Origin of the sequence: Variovorax sp. PDC80 (assembly GCF_900115375.1) — a bacterium.
Lineage (GTDB): Bacteria > Pseudomonadota > Gammaproteobacteria > Burkholderiales > Burkholderiaceae_C > Variovorax.
The window spans coordinates 405,428-426,442 of the sequence record NZ_FOWG01000001.1 but is presented as its reverse complement, the minus strand read 5'-3'; the positions used below and the strand labels follow the sequence as shown (position 1 = coordinate 426,442).

Sequence of the window (21,015 nt, the reverse complement as noted above, 5' to 3'; positions counted from 1 at the left end):
CGCGCCTCAGCGCCGCGCGATGTCGAGCTGCGTGACCGGCGCGCTGTCGTTGCCCCACGAGCCGCGGATGTAGGTCAGCACGGCCGCGAGGTCGGTGCCGTCGAGCGTCTCGCCGAAGGGCGGCATGCCGTAGGGGCGCGGATTGCCCGCGGTGGTCGGCAGGAAGCCGCCATGGCTCACGACCTGGATCAGGTTGACGGGCCGTGCCATGTTGACGGCGCGGCTGCCCGCGAGCGGCGGGTAGGCGCCTGGCGCGCCCTGGCCCTGGTCGCCATGGCAGTAGGCGCAGCGCTGGTCGTAGATGCGGTTGCCGCGCGCCATCTCGCCGGCATCGCGCCGGTAGGTGGTGGGGCGCGCGGGCTTGGCGTCTGCGGCCTCCTGCGCGACGGCCGGCAGGTCCTTGAGGTAGGCGGCCATCGCCGAGAGATCGGCCTCGGACAGGTGCTGCGTGCTCTCGAACACCACGTCGGCCATCGGGCCCATCACCGAGCCGCGCGGCGCGCTGCCGTTCTTCAGCAGCGCCACCACCTCGGTGGCGGGCCAGCCGGACACGCCGGCCTCGCGCGGATCGGCCAGCGAGGGCGCATACCAGTTCTGCACCGCGATCAGCCCGCCCGAGAGGCCGCGCTGCGTCTCGGTGGCGCCGAAGGCATTGCGGCTGCCGTGGCAGGCGATGCAGTGGCCCAGGCCGTCGACCAGGTAGGCGCCGCGGTTCCATTCGGCCGGCTTGCCCGCGTCGGCGACGAAGGTCTGCGGCGTGAAGAAGAGGGCGCGCCAGACGCCGAGCGCGGCCTGCGTGTCGTAGGGGAAGCGCAGGCGGTGCGGCCGGTTCGGCGTGTCGGCGGCCGGCAGGCTGCGCAGGTAGGCGTAGATGGCGTCGGAGTCCTCGCGCGTGACGCGCGTGAAGCTCGGATAGGGGAAGGCGGGATAGAGCAGCCGGCCATCCTTCGAGCGGCCGTTGTGCATCGCGCGCCAGAAGTGCGCGCTGCTCCAGCCGCCGATGCCGTGCTGCGCATCGGGCGTGAGGTTGGTCGAGTGGATGGTGCCGAAGGGCGTCTCGATCGGCAGGCCGCCCGCGTAGGCCTGGCCGCCGCGCGTGGTGTGGCAGCCCGCGCAGTTGCCGGCCAGCGCGAGGTAGCGGCCGCGCTCGATGCGCTGTGGCGTGGCTTCGAAGGCCTCGGCCTGCTCGGGGATGGCGGCCTCGCCGCGCAGGTTGAGCGCGACCACGCCGCCGGCCACGGCGGCCAGCAGCAGCACGAGCACCAGCAGGATCCAGGAGAGGCGTTTGAGCGCGGTCATCGTCGCGGCCTCACTGCATGCCGCCGCAGGCCATCGGCAGCGGCGCGGCCGGCGCGGACACCGGCTTGGGGTTGGCGGGCATCGGCTGCACCGCGAGCCAGCTCGCGACGGCGTTGATGTCGGCGGTGGTCATGCGCCGTCCGATCTCGGCCATGCAGTCGGGCGCGAGCGCATGGCGCTCGTTGGTGAGCCAGGCGCCGAGCTGCGAGGAGACGTACAGGCGCGGCAGCCCCAGCAGGCCAGGGATGGCGGGTTGCACGCCCGTGAGCGCGGCGCCGTGGCAATGCACGCAGGCCGGGATGTTGCGCGTGGCGTCGCCCTCGAGCGCGAGCTGGCGGCCGCGCGCGAGCTGGGCGGGCGGTGCATCGCTGGTCGGCGAGACCGCGGCATAGGGCAGGTCGAGGCCGGCGAAGTAGTCCGCGATCTCCTGCAGGTAGGCGTCGGACATGTGGCGCACCATGTAGTTCATGTCGGTGTTGGAGCGCCGGCCGTCGCGGAAGCTGCGCAGCTGGTTGAACAGGTAGCCCGCGGGCTTGCCGGCCAGCCGCGGGAAGAAGGCCGCGTTGCCGGTCGAGCCCTGGCGGCCATGGCAGGCGATGCAGGCGGCCACGCGCTGCTCGATGGTGTCGGGCACGCTGGCCGGTTCGGCCGCGCGCGCGGGCTGCAGGCCCACAAGGCCGATCAGGCCGAAGGTCGCGACGGCCAGTGTCGCCAGCGTGGCGCGCAGCCCGTGGTGCAGTGGTCGCGAAGGAAGTCGCACGTGTCTCATGGCGGAAGGGCGCGGCTGCATCGGCCGCACGTCGTTGCTTCGTGGGAAAACGTCGTCGGGCCCGGCGCGGTGCCCCGGGGACGTCGTGACCATACCAGCGCGCGCACGTTGCGGCGTACGCTGGGACAAAAAGTCCCATCGCTCGCACCGCGCCGTGGCCACGGCGCTAAGCTGCGCCCCATGTCCACGCTCCACCCCCTGTCCACCACCACCGGTCCGCAGCGCCTGCTGTATGGCGGCATCGTCGGCGTCGCCATCGCGGCGATCCCCTGGCCACTGGGCCTGATGGCGCGCGGGCTGGCCGGCTGGTGCGCGGCCGTGCTGGTCTACCAGGTGCTGACCTGGTGGCTGGCCGACACCTTCGACGCCAAGCGCACGCGCGAGCGCGCGCAGTCGCTCGACCAGCCGAACCTGATGATCCTGGTGTCGATGCTGGTGGTGGTGGGCGCGAGCGTGGTGGCGATCGCGATGCTGCTGCAGCAGGTGAAGCAGTTGAGCGGCATCGAGCGCGCGGTCCACATCGGGCTCGGGCTGGTGGCGCTCGCGGGCTCGTGGCTGATGATGCACTCCATCTACGCCTTCCACTACGCGCACCGCTACTACAACGACGAGAAGCACCGCGGGCCCGACGCGGGCGGGCTGGACTTCCCGGGCAAGGAAGACCCCGACTACTTCGACTTCCTCTATTACGCCTACGTGATCGGCATGACCTCGCAGGTGTCGGACGTGCAGGCCACCTCGCGCGAGATGCGGCGCATCACGCTGATCCACAGCGTGCTGGCCTTCGCCTTCAACATGCTGGTGCTCGCGCTGTCGGTCAACGTGGTGGCCGGCGCGATCTGATCCCGGCTCAGGCCTTGGCGGCGCGCGGCCAGAGCTTCACGAGGCCGGTCGACAGCGCCACGCCGCAGACGATCACCACGGCGCAGGTCAGCATCCACTGCGTGATGGTCTCGCCGAGGAACACGGCGCCGTAGAAGGCCGCGAACACCGGCACCAGGAAGGTCACGGTCAGCGCGCGCGCCGGGCCGGCGCGCTCGATCAGCCGGAAGAACAGGATGTAGGCCACGCCGGTGCAGGCGATGCCGAGCGCGAGCAGCGCGAGCCAGGCGCGCGCCCCGGGCATCTGCGCGGGCCAGAGCCAGATCGCGGGCACGGCGAGGAACAGCGAGGCGCCGATCTGGCTGCCGGTGGCGGTGGCCAGCGGCGGCACGCCCGTGAGGAAGCGCCGCGTGGCGCTGGCCGAGATGCCGTAGCACAGGCAGGCCGCGAGGCAGGCCAGCATGGCCCACAGGGCCGCGAGATTGCTGGCGCCGGTGTGCAGGCCGGCGCCACCGCTGGCGAGCATGGCGACGCCGATGAAGCCGATCACCAGGCCGACCAGCCGCGAGCCGTCGGGCCGCTCGCGGAACCAGGCCCAGGCCACCAGCGCGCCGAACATCGGCGTGGCCGCGTTGAGCACGGCCGCGAGGCTGCTGTTGATGCTGAGCACCGCGAAGCTGAACAGCGCGAACGGCAGGCCCGAATTGAAGACGCCGACCGAGAAGCTGGGCTTCCAGTGGCGCGCCAGTGCGGGGCCCTGGCCGCGCAGCAGCGCGATCGGCAGCAGGAACAGCGCGGCGATGCTCACGCGCACGGCCGCGGTCGGCAGCGCGCCGAACTCGGCGGCGCCGATGCGCATGAACAGGAAAGAGGCGCCCCAGAGCGCGCCGAGCAGCACGAGGTCGACGAGCCAGCCCTTGGGCTTGGGCGCGCCGGCGGCGGTGGTGGTGGAGGTGGTCATGCGGTGTTGTCGTTGTGTGTTCTCTTGCGCCTGGCCGTGGGCCAGGCGTTCCCGACCCGCGAGCCTACCGCACGCCTTCGAGCTCGAGCAGTGCGCTCTTGCGCTCGAGCCCGCCGGCATAGCCGGTCAGCGAGCCGTTGGCGCCGAGCACGCGGTGGCAGGGCACGATCACGCTGATCGGGTTGCGGCCCACGGCCGCGCCCACCGCGCGCACCGCGGCCGGGTTGCCGACGTTCGCGCTCAGCGCGCCGTAGCTGGTGGTGGCGCCCGCGGGGATCGCGAGCAGCGCCTGCCAGACGCTCTGCTGGAACGCGGTGCCGTGCGACAGGTCGAGCGGCAACTCGAAGCGGTCGCGCTTGCCGGCGAAATAGTCGCGCAGCTGCGCGGCCGTTTCGACGAACACCGGGTGGTCGTCGCGCGTCTGCCAGCCCGTGGTGTCGGGCCAGTGGCGCTGCTGGTCGAACCAGACGCCGGCCAGGCCGGCGTCGGTGGCGGCCATGGTGATGCCGCCGAGCGGGCTGTCGTAGTGCGAGGTGTAGATGACGGTCTTCTTGAACTTCATGGCTTCTCAGGCGGTGAGGCCTGCCGTGGGAGTGGAAGGGATGTCCGCGGCGGTGGGCTCGGCGGACGGCGTGGAAGGGACGGGTGCGTGCCAGGCGCGCAGCACCGCGTAGCTGCGCCACGGGCGCCAGGCCTGCGAGGCCTCGCTCGCGGCGCGCGCGGTGCTCACGCCCAGCGCCTTCTGCAGCGCGACGTCGCCGGCCGGAAAGGCATCGGGCCAGCGCAGCGCGCGCATCGCGATGTACTGCGCGGTCCAGGCGCCGATGCCCGGCAGTTCCTGCAGCGCGGCGATGGTCGAGGGCACATCGGCGCCCGCATGCAGCGGCAGCCGGCCTTCGGCCGCCGCGCGCGCCAGCGCATGCAGCGCGGCCTGGCGCTGGCGCACGATGCCGAGCTGGCCCAGCGCATCGCCGCTGGCGGCCGCGATGGCGGCGGGCGTGGGGAACAGGCGGTCGAGCCCGTCGATGGGCGTGGCGATCGGTTCGCCGAAGGCCTCGACCAGCCGCGAGCCCAGCGTGCGTGCCGCGGCCACCGTGATCTGCTGGCCCAGCACCGCGCGCACCGCGAGCTCGAAGCCGTCGACCGTGCCCGGCACGCGCAGCCCGTCGCCATGCGGAAAGGCCTCGTGCAGCGCGGCGTTGATGGCCATCGGGTCGGCGTCGATGTCGAGCATGGCGCGGGCGCGGCTGATCACCACCGGCAGCACGGGCGCCAGCGAATCGCTGACCGACAGCAGCATCTGTTCGCGCGCCATGTCGAAGCGCAGCTGCAGCCAGCCCGCATGCACCTGCGCGCCGTGCTGCACGCGCAGCGTGCGCGCCAGCCGCGTGAAGGCCGGGGCCGGCGCCTTGGCGTTCTTGCCGGCCGTGGGCACCTTGCCGTCCTCGGCCGTGATGCTCTCGACCCCGCGCAGCGCGCGCCGCGCGAAGAAGCCGAGCATCGCGTTCGGGTCGTAGGGCGGGCGAAAGCCCAGCCGCACCTCGATCGCGCGGCCGTCGCCGCCCTCGGCGCCGCCGGCGCGCCGCAAGGCGCTCGGATTGAGCCCGTAGTGCTCGACGAAGGCCGCGTTGAAGCGACGTACGCTCGCGAAGCCGCTGGCCAGCGCCACCTGCGTCATCGGCAGGCGGGTGTCGGCGATCAGCTGCTTGGCCGCGAGCAGGCGGCGGGTCTGCAGGTACTGCAGCGGCGAGACGCCGAACTGGGCCTCGAAGATGCGGCGCAGGTGGCGGTCGCTGACGCCGAGCCGGGCCGCGATCTGCGCGGCGCCCGGGCCCTCGTCGGTCCAGGCGTCGGGCTCGTCGATCAGCCGCGCCGCCTGCTGCGCGAGGATGCGCGAGGCATCCTCGGTCGACCAGTTGGCCGTGCCCATGGGCCGCGGCGCCAGTTCGGGCCGGCAGCGCAGGCAGGGGCGGAAGCCCTCGGCCTCGGCCTGCGCCGCATGGCGGAAGAAGCGGCAGTTCTCGCGCCGCGGCAGCTTCACGCGGCAGACCGGGCGGCAGTAGATGCCGGTGGAGGTCACCGCGGTGAAGAACGAGCCGTCGAAGCGCGCGTCGTGCGTCTTCAGCGCCAGGTAGCAGGCATCGCTCTCGAGCACGTCGGGGGAGGCGTTGGCGTTTGTCATGGCTCGAATGTTAAGGTTTCGAGGCGTTTCGACTGGCCGTTTTCGGACATGTGGGTACCCCTGGCGATGCCTACAATCCCCGGGGTCCACGAATCCACAGAGGAATCCTTTTTCATGCAGCTCAGCGCGTCGATCTTCAAGGCCTACGACATTCGCGGCGTGGTGCCCTCCACGCTGAATCCCGAGGTGGCGGAAGCCTTGGGCCGGGCCTTCGGCAGCGCGGCCCGCGCGGCCGGCGAGACCTCCGTGGCCGTGGGGCGCGACGGGCGCCTGTCGGGCCCGGCGCTCTCGCAAGCGCTGATCCGCGGCCTGGTGGCCACCGGCGTCGAGGTGATCGACGTGGGCGCGGTCACCACGCCCATGCTGTATTTCGCGGCCCACACGCTCGCCACCAGCGGCATCCAGGTCACGGGCAGCCACAACCCCAAGGACTACAACGGCTTCAAGATGGTGCTGGCCGGCCGCGCGATCTACGGCGACGAGATCCAGGCACTGCGCAAGACCATGGAAGCAGGCAGCGCGACGCTCGCGCCCGGCGGCAGCGTGCGCGAGGTCGACGTGACCGAGGCCTACGTGCAGCGCATCGTGGGCGACGTGCGGCTGGCGCGGCCGATGAAGATCGTGGTCGATTCGGGCAACGGCATCGCCGGCGCCTCGGCCCCCGCGATCTTCCGCGCGCTGGGCTGCGAGGTGACCGAGCTGTTCAGCGAGGTCGACGGCGACTTCCCGAACCACCACCCCGATCCCAGCAAGCCCGAGAACCTCAAGGACCTGATCGCCGCGCTGCAACAGGGCGACGCCGAACTGGGCCTGGCCTTCGACGGCGACGGCGACCGGCTGGGCATCGTCACCAAGGATGGCCAGAACATCTTCCCCGACCGCCAGATGCAGCTGTTCGCGCAGGACGTGCTGTCGCGCGTGCCGGGCGGCACCATCGTCTACGACGTGAAGTGCTCGCAGCGCCTGGGCCCGGCCATCGAGGCCGCGGGCGGCAAGCCGCTGATCTTCAAGACCGGCCATTCGCTGATCAAGGCGAAGATGAAGGAACTCGATTCGCCGCTGGGCGGCGAGATGAGCGGCCACATCTTCTTCAAGGAGCGCTGGTTCGGCTTCGACGACGGCACCTATGCCGGCTGCCGCATGCTCGAGATCCTCAGCAAGAGCCCGAATGCCAGCGACGTGCTCAACGCGCTGCCCACGAGTTTTTCCACGCCCGAGCTCAACGTGAAGTGCGCCGAGGGCGAGCCGCACGCGGTGGTCGAACAACTGCTGAAGAGCGCGAGCTTCGAGGCCCCGGCGCAGGTGTCGACCATCGACGGCCTGCGCGTCGACTGGCCCGACGGCTTCGGCCTGATCCGCGCCTCCAACACCACGCCGGTGCTGGTGCTGCGCTTCGAGGGCCAGACCCAGGCGGCGCTCGAGCGCATCGAGGCCCGCATGCTGGCGCTGCTCAAGACGGTGAAGCCCGACGCCACGCTGGCCGAAGCGGCGCACTAGGACACCGTGCGTTCGCTGCTGCTGCGCCTGTACGGCGCCTTCACCACCCTGGCCCAGCCGCTGGTGCGCCGCAAGCTGCGGCGCCGCGCGGCGGCCGAGCCCGGCTACGCGGTGGCGGTCGAGGAGCGCTTCGGCCACTACGACGCCGCCACCACCGGCCATGCCCAGTGCTGGGTGCACGCGGTCTCGCTCGGCGAGACGCGCGCCGCCGCCATCCTCATCGAGGAGCTGCGGCGCCAGTTCCCCGAGATCCCGATCCTGCTCACGCACGGCACCGCCACCGGCCGCGAGGAGGGCGCCAAGCTGCTGCGCGAGGGCGACACGCAGGTCTGGCAGCCCTGGGACACGCCGGGCGCCGTGGCGCGCTTCCTCGACCGCTTCCAGCCGCGCATCGGCGTGCTGATGGAAACCGAGGTCTGGCCCGAGATGGCCGCGGCCTGCGCTGAGCGCCGCATCCCGCTGGTGCTGGCCAATGCGCGGCTCAACGAGAAATCGCTGGCCTCGGCCGAGCGGCTGGGCTGGCTGGCGCGGCCGGCCTATTCGGCGCTGAGCGCGGTCTGGGCCCAGACCGAGGCCGACGCGCACCGGCTGGTGTCGCTGGGCGCCAAGGTCTCGGGCATCTACGGCAACCTCAAGTTCGACGCCACGCCCGACGTGCGGCAGCTGCATGCGGCCGCCAAGCTGCGCGGCACGCTGCCCAAGCCGATCGTGGTGCTGGCCAGTTCGCGCGACGGCGAGGAGCGCCTGCTGCTCGAGGTGCTGCGGCGCTTCGGCGCCACCGCGCCGGTGCCGCCCGAGCAGGGCGCGGTCCGCTCGATCTCGAAGCGGGTGCACGACGTGCAGTGGATGATCGTGCCGCGCCATCCGCAGCGCTTCGACGAGGTGGCCGCGCTGATCGAGGCCGAGGGCTTCGCGGTGGCGCGCCGCAGCACGGCGGGCCAGCCGGCCGAGGCCGAGATCTGGCTCGGCGATTCGCTCGGCGAGATGGCGCTGTACTACGGCCTGGCCGACGTCGCGCTGCTCGGCGGCAGCTTCGAACCCCTGGGCGGTCAGAACCTGATCGAGCCCGCGGCCTGCGGCTGCCCGGTCGTGATGGGGCCGTCGACCTTCAATTTCGCGGAAGCCGCGCAACTGTCGCTCGCGGCCGGTGCCTCGCTGCGCGTCGAGACCATGGAACAGGCCGTGACCAGCGCGCTCAAGCTGGTCGAGAACCGCGAGCGCCGCGAGGCGATGTCGCAGGCCGCGCAGGCCTTCTCGTCCTCGAACCGCGGCGCGGCCGAGCGCACGGCGGCCGCGGTGCTCACGATCGCGATGGCGGCCGAGCCCGAGGAACCGGTGGAGCCGGCGCTGGCCGACGAGCCGGCGAAGCCGCCGGTCCAGGCTGCGCAGCCGGCGCCCGAAGGTCCGCGCGAGCGCGCGGAGCCCACGCTCGACTAGGGTCTCAGCGCCCCGGGTTCAGCACCGGCGGCGGCGGCGGTGCCACGGGGATCGCGGGCGGCGGCGGATTGAACGGCGCCACCGGCACCGGCGGTACCACCGGCACGCTGGGCCGCGCGGGCGGCACGGCCACGGCGTTCGGATCGGCCGGCGTGGTCGATGGGGCCGGCACCGCGGGCACGCTGCCGTTCTTCGCCAGCGTGGCGTTGATGGCATCCATGTCGGCCACGGTCAGCGTGCCGTTGGCCTGGCGCAGCTTCAGGTTGCCCAGCAGCACGTTGTAGCGCGCCTGCGCGAGGTCGCGCTTGGTCTGGTAGAGCTGGCTCTGCGAATTGAGCACGTCGATGTTGATGCGCACGCCGACCTGGTAGCCCAGGCGGTTGGCGTCGAGCGCGCTCTGGCTCGAGGCCTCGGCGGCCTCGAGCGCCTTGACCTGGCCCGCGCCCGAGACCAGCCCGAGGTAGGCCGCGCGCGTGGCCTGCGCCACGTTGCGGCGCGTGCCGTCGAGCACGCTGCGCGACTGGTCCTCGAGGGCCAGCGTTTCCTTGATGCGGTTCTCGGTCGCGAAGCCCGCGAACAGCGGCAGGTTGAAGGTCACGCCCACGGTGGCGGCGTTGATGCGCGTGCCCACGGTGCTGGTGCTGGTGCCGTTCGGGTTGCGCGTGACGTTGTAGCCGAGGTTGGCGTCCAGCGTGGGCTTGTGGCCGGCGCGCGCCTTTTCGATCTCGAGGCCCGCCACATCGACGCCGAGCTGCGCCTGGCGGATCGCCGGGTGGCCCGCATCGGCCTGCGAGACCCAGGCCTCGATGTCGGCCGGCTGCGCGGTCGGCAGCACCACCGGCACGGCCAGCGGCACCGGCACGCTGCCGGGGCGGCCGACCAGCTGGTCGAGCACGATCTTCTTCACGCGCAGGTCGTTCTCGGCCGCGATCTCCTGCGCCACCACGAGGTCGTAGCGGGCCTGGGCCTCGCGCGAGTCGGTGATGGTGGAGGTGCCGACCTCGAAGTTGCGCTTGGCCGAGGCGAGCTGCTCGGACACGGCCGCCTTCTGCGCGCGCACCAGCGACAGGCTGTCCTGGCTCGCGAGCACGTCGAAGTAGGCCTGGCTCACGCGCACGATCAGGTCCTGCTCGGCGATGGTGAACACCGACTGCGCGATCTCGGCCTGGCGCTTGCCCTGCTCCCAGGTGGCCCAGTTGGCGGGCCGGTACAGCGGCTGGGTGGCGTTGATGCCGACGTTCTGCTGCGTGAAGTCGCGCGAGGAACTGCCCTGCTGGTTGCCCGTGATGACGTCGATGTCGAGGTTGTTGCGGTTCACGCCCGCGCTGAGCCCGACGGCCGGCAGGATGCCGGCCCTGGCCTGCGCGGCGCGCGCCACGCTGGCGTCGTACTGGGCGCGCGCGCCCTGGTAGGTGGCATCGAAGCCACGCGCCGATTCGTAGAGTTCGTTCAGTGTCTGGCCCTGGGCCGGCGATGCGAGCAGCGTGGCAAGAAGGCTTGCGATGGCTGCGGAAAGAGGCAGGAGCCGGGGCCTGGGAGGCATTGAAAGTCCTTGGGAGCGGAAGAATCAGTAGCGCGGCACGGCGGGGTCGTGCTGCGCGGACCAGGCGTCGATGCCGCCGGCCACGTTGGCCAGTTGCGCAAAGCCGTTCTGGTGCAGGAAGGCGGCCACGCGCTGGCTGCGGGCGCCGTGGTGGCACAGGCAGGCGATGCGCTGGTTCTCGTCGAGCTCGGACAGGCGCGCGGGGATCTCGTTCATCGGGATCGCCAGCAGCGTGAAGCCCGCCGGGGCGACGCTCGCGGTCTGCAGCTCCCAGGGCTCGCGGACGTCGAGCAGCACGGCGGGTGCGTCGGCGTCCTGTGCAAACCAGGCGGCGAGGTCGGCGGGGCGGACTTGATCGATCATGCGGCGGGCCCGGATCAGAACGCGAAGCGCGACGGCTCGGGGAAGTTCAGCAGGCGCGGCGCCACCGTGTCCCAGGGCTGGATCGTGTCCCACTTGCTTTCGCTGCTGCGGGTCACGAAGTGGGCGCGCATCATGGGTTCGTCGCCGACGATCGCCGCCAGGCGGCCGCCGACCTTGAGCGAGCCGAGCAGGTTCTGCGGAATGCGCGCGACCGAGCCGCTGAGCACGATCACGTCGAAGCTCGGGCCGCTGGGCAGCGGCACGGCGCCGTCGGCATGGCGCACCTCGACATTGGTCACGCCGTTCTGGCGCAGGGTCTCGGCGGCGCGGGCGGCCAGCTCGGGGTTGATTTCGAGCGACAGCACCTTGGCGGCGCGGGCGCCGAGCAGGGCGGCCATGAAGCCGGAGCCGGTGCCGATCTCGAGCACCGATTCGTGCTTCTGCACGTGCAGGTCCTGCAGCGTGCGCGCCTCGACCTTGGGCGACAGCATGAATTCGCCGGGCACCGAGCCGTCGAGCAGCGGCAGCTCCATGTCGAAGAAGGACAGCGCGCGGTGCGCCTCGGGCACGTAGTCCTCGCGGCGGATGACCGCCAGCAGGTCGAGGATTTCCAGGTCCAGCACATCCCAGGGGCGGATCTGCTGTTCGATCATGTTGAAGCGCAAGCGCTCGAGGGTGGGGGCGGTGCTCATGGGTTTTCCTTCTGGGGGCGGGTCAGGACAAACCTTCAATTTTAGGCGGCACCCGACGGGCCAGCGGCTTCGTCGGGTTCCGCCTGCGCCCGCGGCTGGGTGCTGAGGCCGTAGAGCACCACGTCGGCCTGCATCTCGATGTACTTGAGCGGGTCGAAGTTGTCGCCCTCGTCGACGCACAGGTTGGCCGAGTGCTTCCAGAGCATCAGGAAGATCATCGGCGCGACCACCGAGTAGATGGTGTGGTCGACGTCGACCGGCCGGAACTCGCCGCGGTCGATGCCGCGCTGGATGATGCGCCGAAGCAACGCATGGCCCGGCCGCACCACCTCCTGGCGGTAGAAGTCCGCCAGCTCGGGGAAGTTGGCGCCTTCGCTCATCATCAGCTTGGTGAGGCCCGAGGCCTGGGTCAGGCCCACGCGCTCCCACCACACGCGCATGCAGTAGCGCAGCATCTGGGCCGTGGTGCCCTCGAAGGTCTCGAATTCCTGGTTCCACTCGGTGAAGCGGCCGCCGAGGTTCTCGACCACCACGGCCTTGAACAGCTCTTCCTTGCTCGGGAAATAGAGGAACAGCGTGCCCTTGGAGACGCCGGCACGCACCGCCACTTCTTCCGAGCGGGTGGCGGCATAGCCCTTCTCGACGAACAGATCGAGCGCCGCCGCCAGCAGTTCGCCGGGGCGCGCCTCCTTGCGCCGCTCGCGCTTGGCGCGGACCGGGCAGATCTTGTCGGCAAGGAATCGGGGAGTGGGCATTGTTTAATGACTCGCGGGTTAGTAATGTAGTGAGCCGCATCGAATGCGTCAAGCCGCGACAATATCGGGTTCCCTTGTCAGTCCGTTCCTGGAGTCCCCCATGACCTCTTCGCCTTCCACCACCGAAACCATCGTGCTCGGCGGCGGCTGCTTCTGGTGCACCGAGGCGGTGTTCGACCGCGTGCAGGGGGTGGTCGACGTGGAATCGGGCTATTCGAACGGCCAGACGGTCAATCCCAGCTACGAGCAGGTCTGCACCGGCCGCACCGGCCACAACGAGGTGGTGAAGCTGACCTTCGACCCGGCGCAGATCGCCCTGCGCGAGATCCTCGAGATCTTCTTCGTGGTGCACGATCCCACGACGCTCAACCGCCAGGGCAACGACGTCGGCACCCAGTACCGCAGCGGCATCTACTACACGACCGAGGCGCAGAAGCAGGTGGCCGACGACGTCATCCGCGAGATCGAGGCCGGCAAAACCTATGCCTCGCCGGTGGTGACCGAGGTCAAGCCGCTCGACAACTACTCGACCGCCGAGGCCTACCACCAGGACTACTTCCTGAACCACCCGAATCAGGGCTACTGCGCCTTCGTCGTGGGGCCGAAGGTCGAGAAGTTCCAGAAGACCTTCGCCGCGCGCGTCAAGGCCTGATCCTCTTTCCGCCGCGCCCGTGCACCTCGCCCTTTCGTCCGGCCCGACCCGCTCGCAGCGCGCGCTCGTCTTCGCGCTGGCGATCGCGCTGTGGCTCGCGGGCACGCTCGGGCTGATGCACCGTTCGCTGCACGCGCCGGGCCTGCCCGCGGCGGCCGCGGCCGCGGCCGCGCACGTGGACCACGACCACGCCGGACACGACCATGCCGCGCACGGTCTGGCCGGCCTGTTCGGCGAGCACACCGATGCCGAGTGCCGCCTGTACGACCAGCTCTCGCACGGCTCCAGCGCACCGGGCGTGCCGCTGGTGGTGCTGCCGATGCTGTTGCCGACGGCCACCTTCGCCTACCTGCAGGGCGAGGTGCTCGCCCGCTGGGTCGCGCTGTTCGACGCGCGCGGCCCGCCTTCCTCTCGCTGAATCCCCCTTGTGTCCCGGTTCGCCGCACCCGTTCGCCACGGGTGGCGGCGGGCCGCCCATCGATTCAACGAGTGTCCATTCATGATTCCCCATTTCCGTCGCAACGCCATCGGCGTTGCCGTTCTTTCCCTGCTGTCGCTGGCAGCCGTCGCGCAGGAGCTCGCCGCGCCGGCGCCCGCCGCCGATGCTTCCGCGGGCGCGCTGCCCGCCGCCGGTGCCCTGCCGGCGGTGACGGTGGAGGCGCAGTCCGAGCGCCTCAAGAAGGCGCGCATGGAGCTGTCGCCCGCGGTCGGCGCCACGGTCTACCGCATCGACCGCTCGGCCATCGACGCGCTCGGCAAGGGCGACGCCACGCCGCTGGACGACGTGCTGCTGACCCTGCCGGGCGTCGCCAAGGATTCCAAGGCCTCGGGCTCGCTGCACGTGCGCGACGACCACGGCAACGTGCAGTACCGCGTCAACGGCGTGCAGCTGCCCGAGGGCATCTCGGGCTTCGGCCAGTCGCTCGACACGCGCTACATCGACTCGGTCGATTTCCTCACCGGCGCCTTGCCCGCGCAGTACGGCCTGCGCACCGCCGGCATCGTCGACATCCAGACCAGGCAGGGCCTCGGCAAGCCCGGCGGCTCGCTCGGCTTCACCTTCGGCAGCCACAACACGCTGGAAGAGAACGCGTCGTTCTACGGCACCACGGGCAACCTGAGCTACTACCTGTCGGGCAGCCTGGTGTCCAACACCAGCGGCATCGAGAACCCCCAGCCCACGCTCAACGCGCAGAACGACCGCACGCGCCAGGGCAAGACCTTCGGCACCCTGTCGTACTACCTCGACGCCGACACGCGCCTGGGCCTGATGTTCGGCACCTACAACGGCAAGTTCCAGATCCCGACCAATCCCGGCCAGGCCCCGGCCTTCTCGCTCGCCGGCTTCAGCGACCTGGGCTCGGGCTTCAACGCGCTGCCGTCGTCCGACGTGCGCGAGCGGCAGACCGAGGCCACGCGCTTCGTCGCACTGTCGTTCCAGAAGACCCTCGGCGCGCTCGACTTCCAGGTCTCGGCCTTCCACCAGTACTCGAACCTGCACTACCTGCCGGACCCCGTGGGCGACCTGGTCTACAACGGCGTGGCCTCGGACACCCTGCGCTCGAATTCGTCCAACGGCCTCCAGGCCGATGCCTCGTACAAGCTCGGCAGCGCGCACACGCTGCGCTTCGGCGGCGCCTACACGCGGCAGACCACGCGCAGCATCAATGCGGTGAACGTGTTCCCGGTCGACGACAGCGGCGCGCAGGCCGGCGACACACCCGTGCTGATCAACGACAACTCCGGCAAGGTCGGCCAGCTCGCCAGCCTCTATCTGCAGGACGAGTGGCGCATCGACCCGAAGCTCACGCTCAACTACGGCCTGCGCTACGACAGCGTCGATGCCTTCACCAAGGAGCACCAGTGGAGCCCGCGGCTGAACCTCGCGTACAAGCTGTCGGACGACACGGCGCTGCACGCGGGTTACGCGCGCTATTTCACGCCGCCGCCGCAGGAGCTGGCGTCGCAGCAGAGCATCAACCTCTACGCGGGCACCACCAACCAGCCCGAGATCGCGGTGTCCGATCCGGTGAAGGCCGAGCGCACCCACTACTTCGACCTGGGCGTGGACCACAAGCTGAGCCCGAACCTGTCGCTGTCGGCCGACGTCTACTACAAGAACATCACGAACCTGGTCGACGAAGGCCAGTTCGGCCAGGCGCTGATCCTGTCGCCGTTCAACTACGCCGACGGCTTCGCGCGCGGCGTGGAGCTGTCGGCGCGCTACAACGACGAGCACTGGTCGGCCTATGCGAACCTGGCCCACCAGAAGGCGATGGGCAGGAACATCGTGTCGAGCCAGTCGCTGTTCGGCGCCGACGAGCTGGGCTACATCGCCAACCATGACGTGTACCTGGACCATGACCAGACCTGGACGGCCTCGGCCGGCGCCAGCTACCGTTTCGGCGACGACCAGATCAGCGGCGACGTGATCTTCGGCAGCGGCCTGCGTCGCACGCCCGACGGCGGCGCGCCCAACAGCGCCGCGCTGCCGAACTACACGGTGGTCAACGCCGCCTACGCCCACACCTGGAAGTACGCCTCGGGCAGCGACGTGGTCGGCCGCGTCGCGATCCTGAACCTGTTCGACAAGAGCTACCTGCTGCGCGACGGCACCGGCGTTGGCGTGGGCGCACCGCAATACGGCACGCGGCGCAGCGTCTACATGAGCATGACCACGCACTTCTGATGAAGCACTCGAGGCTGTCGCGCGCCGTCGTTCTCACGCTGCTGCTCGCGGTGTGGGCGGCGTCGACCCTCGGGCTCGTGCATGCCACGCTGCACGTGCCGGGCGACTGGACCCGCACCGTGGAGGCCCGGCGCATGGCCGCGGCCGCCGATGCGACGCAGGGCGTGCACGAGGCGCAGGCGCATGCTTCCGCCGCGCGGCACGGCTGGCTGCATGCGCTGTTCGGCGATCGCACCGATGCCGAGTGCCGGCTGTACGACCGGCTCGCGCACGGCTCCGGCGCCCTGGGCGTGCCGCTGGTGCTGCTGCCGATGCAGCTGCCGGCGGCGCGCTTCGCCTACCTGCAGGGCGAGGCCATCGTCCGCTGGGCCGCGCCGTTCGAGGCCCGCGGGCCGCCTGTCGCTCGCTGAATTTTCCGTTTCCGATTCGCCGCCACCCGTCGCGCACGGGTGGCCGGCGGTCGCTCATCGATTCAACGAGTTTTCATCATGACCCCCCAATTCCGTCGCAACGCCATCGGCGCTGCCGTTCTCTCGCTCGCCTCGGCCGCGGCCCTGGCCCAGACCGCACCCGCCGATCCCTCGCCGAACCCGCAACCCACCACCAGCCTGCGCGAGATCACCGTCACCGGCAACCCGCTCGGCGCCAGCGACCTGATCGCGCCCACCACCACGCTCTCGGGCGACGAACTGCTGCTGCGCTCGCAGTCCACGCTGGGCCAGACGCTCGACAACATCCCCGGCGTCAGCAGCACCTACTTCGGCCCCAATGCCAGCCGGCCGATCATCCGCGGCCAGGACGGCGACCGCATCCGCATCCTGCAGAACGGCGGCGGCGCGCCCGACGCCTCGGCGCTGAGCTACGACCACGCGGTGCCGGTCGACGCGCTGGTCACCGAGCGCGTCGAGGTGCTGCGCGGCCCGTCGGCGCTGCAGTACGGCGGCAGCGCGGTCGGCGGCGTGGTGAACCTGATCGACAACCGCATCCCGAGCGAGCCGATCGAGGGCTTCGGCGGCCGTGTCGACCTCGGCTATGCCACCGGCAACCGCGAGAAGAACGGCGCCGTGATGCTCGAGGGCGGCAACGGCCGCTTCGCGCTGCATGCCGATGCCTTCAAGCGCGACTCGAGCGACGTCTCGGCGCCGATCGACCTCAACTGCGAGAAGCCCGGCTCGCCCTGGCGCGCGCGCAAGATCTGCAACTCGGCCAACGAGGCGCACGGCGGCGCGATCGGCGGTACGCTGTTCTTCGACCGGGGCTGGATCGGCGCCTCGGCCAGCACCTACCGCAGCAACTACGGCACCGTGGCCGAGGACGACGTGACCATCGCGATGAAGTCCGACCGTTACGCGATCGAGGGCGAATGGCGCCCGGGCGGCATCATCCGCAGCGTCCACGCCAAGCTCAGCCACACCAACTACCGCCACACCGAGTTCGAGGGCGCCGAGGCCGGCACCACCTTCTCGAACATGAGCAACGACCTGCGCGTCGAGGTGCGGCACGAGAAGATCGGCCCGCTGGAAGGCCTGATGGGCTTCAGCGCCGAGACCAACCGCTTCGCAGCCGACGGCGAGGAAGCCTTCGCGCCGCACAGCCGCACGCGCTCGCGCGCGCTGTTCCTCTACGAGGAGATGGGCACCTCATGGGGCAAGCTGAGCTTCGGCGCGCGCACCGAGCGCGTCACCGTGCGCTCGCTCGGCTATCCCGACGATCCCAGCATCAACCGCTTCGCGATCGGCGAGCGCACCTTCAACCCGAACAGCGCCGCCTTCGGCGCCCTGATCAACCTCGCGCCGCAGTGGCAGCTGACCTCGAACATCGCCTACACCGAGCGCGCGCCCAAGGACTACGAGCTGCTGGCCAACGGCCCGCACGTGGCCACGGCCGCGTGGGAGGTCGGCAACCCGAACCTCAGCAAGGAGCAGTCGACCGGCTTCGACCTCGGCGCGCAATGGAAGTCGGGACCGAACACGGCGCGCGTCAATGCCTACGTCACGCGCTTTCGCAACTACATCGGCCTGACCGCCTCGGGCCGCACGCTCGACGAGGAAGGCCAGGTCGTGACCGATCCCGAGGTCACCGACACGCTGGCCGAGTACCTCTACAACGGCGTGCGCGCGCGCTTCACCGGCATCGAGGCCAGCGGCAACCTGCGCCTGCTGGGCAGCGACGGCTTCGCGCGCATGAACGACGCCGGCACGCTCGACCTCGAGTGGCGCGGCGACCTGGTGCGCGCGAAGAACACCGACACCGGCGAGCCGCTGCCGCGCATCGCGCCGGTGCGCGTGGGCGCCACGCTGGTCTACGGCAACGGCCCGTGGAGCGGCCGCGTCGGCTTCGACTACAACGCCGCGCAGCACCGCGTGCCGGGCGTCGGCGCGCGCGAGACCGATGCCTACACGCTGTGGAACGCCTCGATCGCCTACCGCATGAAGGTGCAGCGCGCCAACCTCACCTGGTATGCGCGCGTCGACAACATCGGCAACAAGCTGGCCTACAGCGCGACCTCGATCCTGACGACGACGGTGTACCCGGCCGCGCCGCTGCCGGGGCGCTCGCTGAAGGTGGGCGTGCGCGTGACCTTCTGACCGGACGGGGCCTCCTTCCCCCGGCGGGGGAGGGAGGCGGGCGCGAACGCTCGGCTATCCTCGACCGGTGAATTCGTTCGTCATCTCCTCCCTCCTGCCCGTCGTGCTGCTGATCGCGGCGGGCTACCTGGCCGGGAGGCGCCGCTGGATCGGCGGCCCCGCGGTCAAGGACCTCTCCAACCTGATCTTCCTGCTGCTCGCGCCGGCGCTGCTGTTCCGCGCGATGAGCGGCGTGCACGTCGAGGAGCTGCGCTTCAAGCCGGTGGCCGCCTACTTCATCGCCTCGGGGCTGCTGTTCGCGGCCACCTTGGCGCTGCGCGGCTTCAACCGCACGGGCGCGGTGCTCGCGCTCGCCAACACCTACAGCAACACCGTGATGATCGGCATCGTGCTGGTCGGCCTGGCCTATGGCGAGGCCGGCATGGTGGTGCTGCTGACCTTGATCTCGCTGCATTCGCTGGTGCTGATGACCAGCGCCACCGTGGTGCTCGAGCTCGCGGTGGCGCGCGAGCATGCGGTGGTCGGCGGCGCCGAGAAGCGCTCGATGCTGCGCACCGTGCTGCGCGCGCTGCGCAACGCCATCATCCATCCGGTGCCGCTGCCGATCATCGCGGGCCTGCTGTTCGCGCAGAGCGGCTGGGTCATGCCGCAGCCGGTCGACCGCACCATCGAGCTGCTGGGCCAGGCCTTCGGCCCGGTGGCGCTGGTCATGGTGGGCATCACGCTGGCGCTCACGCCGGTGGGGCGCCACTGGCGCAGCGCCATGGTGCAGGCCGGCGTCAAGAACCTGCTGCATCCGCTGCTGGTGGCGATCATCGGCTGGGCGCTCGGCGTGCGCGGCATTCCGCTCACGGTGATGGTGGTCGCGGCCGCGCTGCCGATCGGTGCCAACGTGTTCCTGTTCTCGCAGCGCTACCGCAGCGCCGAGGACCTGGTGACCGCCAGCGTCGCGGTCTCCACGCTGCTGGCGCTGGTCACGCTCACGCTGGTGATGCTCTGGGTGCAGTGGTTGCCCTGACATCCGTCCCGGGCCACGCGAAACCGTAGCCTTTCGATCTCCTCCTCGCCCCGTGCCCCTATGCCGTTCGGCAGGGTGGCCGTTTGGCGAGATGTGGAGCGCCGCCGGCCGCTCTACATTTCCCCGCTGATGATTTGCCAGACGCGATCCATGCCCGTTGCTGCGATGGTGCTGATCGCGACGGCGATCGCGCCATGGCTGCTGCTGGGCGCCGCCACGCCGGCGGCGGCGCAGGCCAAGCCGTGCCGCACGCCCTGTCTGGCCGTGCCCAAGCCGGAGGAAAAACCGGCGCCCGAACCGGCGAAGCCGCCGGCCGCCGTCGACCGGCCGAGCGAGAAGGCGGCCGCGCGGCCGCCGCCCAAGCCGCGCGCGCCGGCCGAGGCGCCGCCGGCCCGCGTGGCGGAGCACGAGGCCGACCGGCCCGCGCCCGTGCGCCGGCCGGCGCCGACGAAGCGCTGCACCGAGATCAACATGCGCGCCGCCGTGGGCGAGCCGCTGTCGGACCAGGACATGACGTACTTGAGGAGCCAATGCTGATGATGAAGATCCCCTCCAGCCTGCGCAGCGCGCTGCGCGCGATGGCGCTCGGCGCCGCCGCCGTGCTGCTCGCGGCCTGCGCGGCGCAGCGCCCGCAGCCGGGCAACGCGATGCCCTTCGAACAGGCCGTCGACCAGGCGGTGGACGACTTGATGGTGCAGACCAAGAAGCTGCCGGGCTTCCTCGCCAAGGTCGAGTCGTCGATGAAGCAGAGCCGCATCGTCATCGACCCGCTGCTCGAGAGCGCCAGCGGCCAGCAGACCGAGGTCACGCGCGTGGCCGAGCAGCGCATCGTCCAGCGCATGCAGGCGCAGTTCAAGCAGTTCACAGTGACGCCGTTCAACAGCACCGAGATCGCCACCGCGCAGTACGTGCTCAACGGCACGCTGGTGCGCGACAAGGAGGCGGGCGGTTCGCCCTACCGGCTGAACCTCGCGCTGACCGAGATCAAGAGCGGCGTGGTGATCGCGCAGTCGGTGGCGCGCATCAGCGATGCCTCGCTCGACACCCGGCCCACGGCCTTCTTCCGCGACAGCCCGGTCAACGGCAAGGACCGCGGCGTCGAGGGCTACATCCGCACCGCCGAGACCCAGCCGGGCCAGGCCGCCGACGCGCTCTACCTCGAGCGCCTGCCGACCGCGACCGTGATGCAGGAGGCCACCGCCGCCTACGAGGCCGGCCGGCTGCAGGAGGCGTTGGCGCGCTACGACGCCGCCTCGCGCCGCCCCGACGGGCAGCAGCTGCGCGTCTACAGCGGCCTGTACCTCACGCAGTCGCAGCTCGGTCGCACCGCCGATGCCGAGAAGACCTTCGGCACGCTCGCGCGGCTGGGGCTCGAAACCAACAACCTCAGCGTGAAGTTCCTGTTCAAGCCGGGCTCGACCGACTTCCTTGCCGACCCGAAGATCAGCGCCGCCTACCCGATGTGGCTGCGCCAGATCGCGCGCCAGGCGGCGCAGATCGATTCCTGCGTGGTCGTGACCGGCCACACCAGCCGCACGGGCTCGGAGGCGGTCAACGAGCGGCTGTCGCTGCAGCGCGCGGTGACCGTCAAGACCCGGCTGGTGGGCGAGGCTCCGCCGCTGGCGAAGAAGCTGCGCGAAGCCGGCGCCGGCTTCCGCGAGAACATCGTGGGCACGGGCGCCGACGATGCGAGCGACGCGCTCGATCGTCGCGTCGAATTCAAGGTGACGGCCTGCGAGGCCTGATTT

20 protein-coding genes are annotated in these 21,015 nt (G+C 70.9%); 11 read left to right on the top strand and 9 right to left on the bottom strand.

Annotated features, from left to right (window positions below; all coding sequences use genetic code 11):
- Positions 1 to 6 precede the first annotated feature (6 nt).
- Together BM109_RS02015 and BM109_RS02010 are read right to left on the bottom strand one after the other, a co-directional pair.
- Positions 7 to 1,299: a c-type cytochrome gene (locus BM109_RS02015; RefSeq protein WP_093340128.1), complete on the bottom strand. Its 1,293-nt coding sequence runs from the start codon at positions 1,297 to 1,299 to the stop codon at positions 7 to 9.
- Between the two features lie 10 nt (positions 1,300 to 1,309).
- Positions 1,310 to 2,068, bottom strand: a complete 759-nt coding sequence (locus BM109_RS02010; protein ID WP_371268768.1) for a c-type cytochrome — start codon at positions 2,066 to 2,068, stop codon at positions 1,310 to 1,312.
- Between the two features lie 180 nt (positions 2,069 to 2,248).
- Here BM109_RS02010 and BM109_RS02005 point away from each other — a divergent pair, with 180 nt between their 5' ends.
- Positions 2,249 to 2,911: a DUF1345 domain-containing protein gene (locus BM109_RS02005; RefSeq protein ID WP_093340126.1), complete on the top strand. Its 663-nt coding sequence runs from the start codon at positions 2,249 to 2,251 to the stop codon at positions 2,909 to 2,911.
- Between the two features lie 7 nt (positions 2,912 to 2,918).
- Here BM109_RS02005 and BM109_RS02000 read toward each other — a convergent pair whose 3' ends face one another.
- The 3 genes from BM109_RS02000 to BM109_RS01990 form a co-directional block, all read right to left on the bottom strand.
- Entirely contained in the window at positions 2,919 to 3,851 is a 933-nt protein-coding gene (locus BM109_RS02000; RefSeq protein ID WP_093340125.1) for a DMT family transporter, read from the bottom strand.
- A 64-nt stretch (positions 3,852 to 3,915) separates the two neighbouring features.
- Positions 3,916 to 4,413 (bottom strand): methylated-DNA--[protein]-cysteine S-methyltransferase, encoded by a 498-nt coding sequence (locus BM109_RS01995; RefSeq protein ID WP_093340123.1) that lies wholly within the window; start codon positions 4,411 to 4,413, stop codon positions 3,916 to 3,918.
- Between the two features lie 6 nt (positions 4,414 to 4,419).
- Entirely contained in the window at positions 4,420 to 6,033 is a 1,614-nt protein-coding gene (locus BM109_RS01990; protein ID WP_093340121.1) for a DNA-3-methyladenine glycosylase 2 family protein, read from the bottom strand.
- Positions 6,034 to 6,147: 114 nt separating this feature from the next.
- On the opposite strand from BM109_RS01990, the gene BM109_RS01985 reads away from it, so the two are divergent.
- Together BM109_RS01985 and BM109_RS01980 are read left to right on the top strand one after the other, a co-directional pair.
- On the top strand, positions 6,148 to 7,530 hold the full coding sequence (locus tag BM109_RS01985; protein WP_093340119.1) for a phosphomannomutase/phosphoglucomutase: 1,383 nt from the start codon (positions 6,148 to 6,150) through the stop codon (positions 7,528 to 7,530).
- 6 nt (positions 7,531 to 7,536) lie between these two features.
- Positions 7,537 to 8,967 (top strand): 3-deoxy-D-manno-octulosonic acid transferase, encoded by a 1,431-nt coding sequence (locus BM109_RS01980; protein WP_256222272.1) that lies wholly within the window; start codon positions 7,537 to 7,539, stop codon positions 8,965 to 8,967.
- A 4-nt stretch (positions 8,968 to 8,971) separates the two neighbouring features.
- Here BM109_RS01980 and BM109_RS01975 read toward each other — a convergent pair whose 3' ends face one another.
- The 4 genes from BM109_RS01975 to BM109_RS01960 are packed head-to-tail and all read right to left on the bottom strand — an operon-like array spanning position 8,972 to position 12,320.
- On the bottom strand, positions 8,972 to 10,510 hold the full coding sequence (locus BM109_RS01975; protein WP_093340118.1) for a TolC family outer membrane protein: 1,539 nt from the start codon (positions 10,508 to 10,510) through the stop codon (positions 8,972 to 8,974).
- A 24-nt stretch (positions 10,511 to 10,534) separates the two neighbouring features.
- On the bottom strand, positions 10,535 to 10,873 hold the full coding sequence (locus BM109_RS01970; protein ID WP_057596286.1) for a rhodanese-like domain-containing protein: 339 nt from the start codon (positions 10,871 to 10,873) through the stop codon (positions 10,535 to 10,537).
- A gap of 14 nt (positions 10,874 to 10,887) precedes the next feature.
- Positions 10,888 to 11,565 (bottom strand): protein-L-isoaspartate O-methyltransferase family protein, encoded by a 678-nt coding sequence (locus BM109_RS01965; RefSeq protein ID WP_093340116.1) that lies wholly within the window; start codon positions 11,563 to 11,565, stop codon positions 10,888 to 10,890.
- A gap of 41 nt (positions 11,566 to 11,606) precedes the next feature.
- Complete coding sequence (locus tag BM109_RS01960; protein ID WP_093340115.1) at positions 11,607 to 12,320, bottom strand: TetR/AcrR family transcriptional regulator; 714 nt, start codon at positions 12,318 to 12,320, stop codon at positions 11,607 to 11,609.
- 100 nt (positions 12,321 to 12,420) lie between these two features.
- Between BM109_RS01960 and msrA the strand changes: the two genes are divergently transcribed.
- The 8 genes from msrA (at position 12,421) to BM109_RS01920 (ending at position 21,012) form a co-directional block, all read left to right on the top strand.
- Positions 12,421 to 12,972, top strand: coding sequence for a peptide-methionine (S)-S-oxide reductase MsrA (gene msrA, locus BM109_RS01955; protein WP_093340113.1), 552 nt, complete (start codon positions 12,421 to 12,423; stop codon positions 12,970 to 12,972).
- A 19-nt stretch (positions 12,973 to 12,991) separates the two neighbouring features.
- Positions 12,992 to 13,390, top strand: a complete 399-nt coding sequence (locus BM109_RS01950; protein WP_093340111.1) for a hypothetical protein — start codon at positions 12,992 to 12,994, stop codon at positions 13,388 to 13,390.
- An 81-nt stretch (positions 13,391 to 13,471) separates the two neighbouring features.
- Positions 13,472 to 15,661: a TonB-dependent receptor gene (locus tag BM109_RS01945; RefSeq protein ID WP_093340109.1), complete on the top strand. Its 2,190-nt coding sequence runs from the start codon at positions 13,472 to 13,474 to the stop codon at positions 15,659 to 15,661.
- Positions 15,661 to 16,071: a hypothetical protein gene (locus tag BM109_RS01940; RefSeq protein ID WP_093340107.1), complete on the top strand. Its 411-nt coding sequence runs from the start codon at positions 15,661 to 15,663 to the stop codon at positions 16,069 to 16,071. The genes BM109_RS01945 and BM109_RS01940 overlap by 1 nt, the downstream gene beginning before the upstream one ends.
- 78 nt (positions 16,072 to 16,149) lie before the next feature.
- A complete protein-coding gene (locus BM109_RS01935) occupies positions 16,150 to 18,249 on the top strand; it encodes a TonB-dependent receptor (RefSeq protein ID WP_093340105.1) in 2,100 nt (699 codons plus the stop codon).
- A gap of 67 nt (positions 18,250 to 18,316) precedes the next feature.
- A complete protein-coding gene (locus tag BM109_RS01930) occupies positions 18,317 to 19,267 on the top strand; it encodes an AEC family transporter (RefSeq protein WP_093340103.1) in 951 nt (316 codons plus the stop codon).
- A 150-nt stretch (positions 19,268 to 19,417) separates the two neighbouring features.
- Positions 19,418 to 19,804: a hypothetical protein gene (locus tag BM109_RS41110; RefSeq protein ID WP_177239219.1), complete on the top strand. Its 387-nt coding sequence runs from the start codon at positions 19,418 to 19,420 to the stop codon at positions 19,802 to 19,804.
- Positions 19,804 to 21,012, top strand: coding sequence for an OmpA family protein (locus BM109_RS01920; protein ID WP_093341213.1), 1,209 nt, complete (start codon positions 19,804 to 19,806; stop codon positions 21,010 to 21,012). Before BM109_RS41110 ends, BM109_RS01920 begins: the two co-directional genes overlap by 1 nt.
- Positions 21,013 to 21,015: the final 3 nt, after the last annotated feature.

What these genes read in the sequence shown, in the direction of transcription:
- BM109_RS01975 (WP_093340118.1), bottom strand. Translation starts at nt 10,510, where the DNA reads ATGCCTCCCAGGCCCCGGCTCCTGCCTCTTTCCGCAGCCATCGCAAGC.
- BM109_RS02010 (WP_371268768.1), bottom strand. Translation starts at nt 2,068, where the DNA reads ATGAGACACGTGCGACTTCCTTCGCGACCACTGCACCACGGGCTGCGC.
- BM109_RS02000 (WP_093340125.1), bottom strand. Translation starts at nt 3,851, where the DNA reads ATGACCACCTCCACCACCACCGCCGCCGGCGCGCCCAAGCCCAAGGGC.
- msrA (WP_093340113.1), top strand. Translation starts at nt 12,421, where the DNA reads ATGACCTCTTCGCCTTCCACCACCGAAACCATCGTGCTCGGCGGCGGC.
- BM109_RS02015 (WP_093340128.1), bottom strand. Translation starts at nt 1,299, where the DNA reads ATGACCGCGCTCAAACGCCTCTCCTGGATCCTGCTGGTGCTCGTGCTG.
- BM109_RS01940 (WP_093340107.1), top strand. Translation starts at nt 15,661, where the DNA reads ATGAAGCACTCGAGGCTGTCGCGCGCCGTCGTTCTCACGCTGCTGCTC.
- BM109_RS41110 (WP_177239219.1), top strand. Translation starts at nt 19,418, where the DNA reads ATGCCCGTTGCTGCGATGGTGCTGATCGCGACGGCGATCGCGCCATGG.
- BM109_RS01985 (WP_093340119.1), top strand. Translation starts at nt 6,148, where the DNA reads ATGCAGCTCAGCGCGTCGATCTTCAAGGCCTACGACATTCGCGGCGTG.
- BM109_RS01935 (WP_093340105.1), top strand. Translation starts at nt 16,150, where the DNA reads ATGACCCCCCAATTCCGTCGCAACGCCATCGGCGCTGCCGTTCTCTCG.
- BM109_RS01990 (WP_093340121.1), bottom strand. Translation starts at nt 6,033, where the DNA reads ATGACAAACGCCAACGCCTCCCCCGACGTGCTCGAGAGCGATGCCTGC.
- BM109_RS02005 (WP_093340126.1), top strand. Translation starts at nt 2,249, where the DNA reads ATGTCCACGCTCCACCCCCTGTCCACCACCACCGGTCCGCAGCGCCTG.
- BM109_RS01960 (WP_093340115.1), bottom strand. Translation starts at nt 12,320, where the DNA reads ATGCCCACTCCCCGATTCCTTGCCGACAAGATCTGCCCGGTCCGCGCC.
- BM109_RS01965 (WP_093340116.1), bottom strand. Translation starts at nt 11,565, where the DNA reads ATGAGCACCGCCCCCACCCTCGAGCGCTTGCGCTTCAACATGATCGAA.
- BM109_RS01995 (WP_093340123.1), bottom strand. Translation starts at nt 4,413, where the DNA reads ATGAAGTTCAAGAAGACCGTCATCTACACCTCGCACTACGACAGCCCG.
- BM109_RS01920 (WP_093341213.1), top strand. Translation starts at nt 19,804, where the DNA reads ATGATGAAGATCCCCTCCAGCCTGCGCAGCGCGCTGCGCGCGATGGCG.
- BM109_RS01970 (WP_057596286.1), bottom strand. Translation starts at nt 10,873, where the DNA reads ATGATCGATCAAGTCCGCCCCGCCGACCTCGCCGCCTGGTTTGCACAG.
- BM109_RS01945 (WP_093340109.1), top strand. Translation starts at nt 13,472, where the DNA reads ATGATTCCCCATTTCCGTCGCAACGCCATCGGCGTTGCCGTTCTTTCC.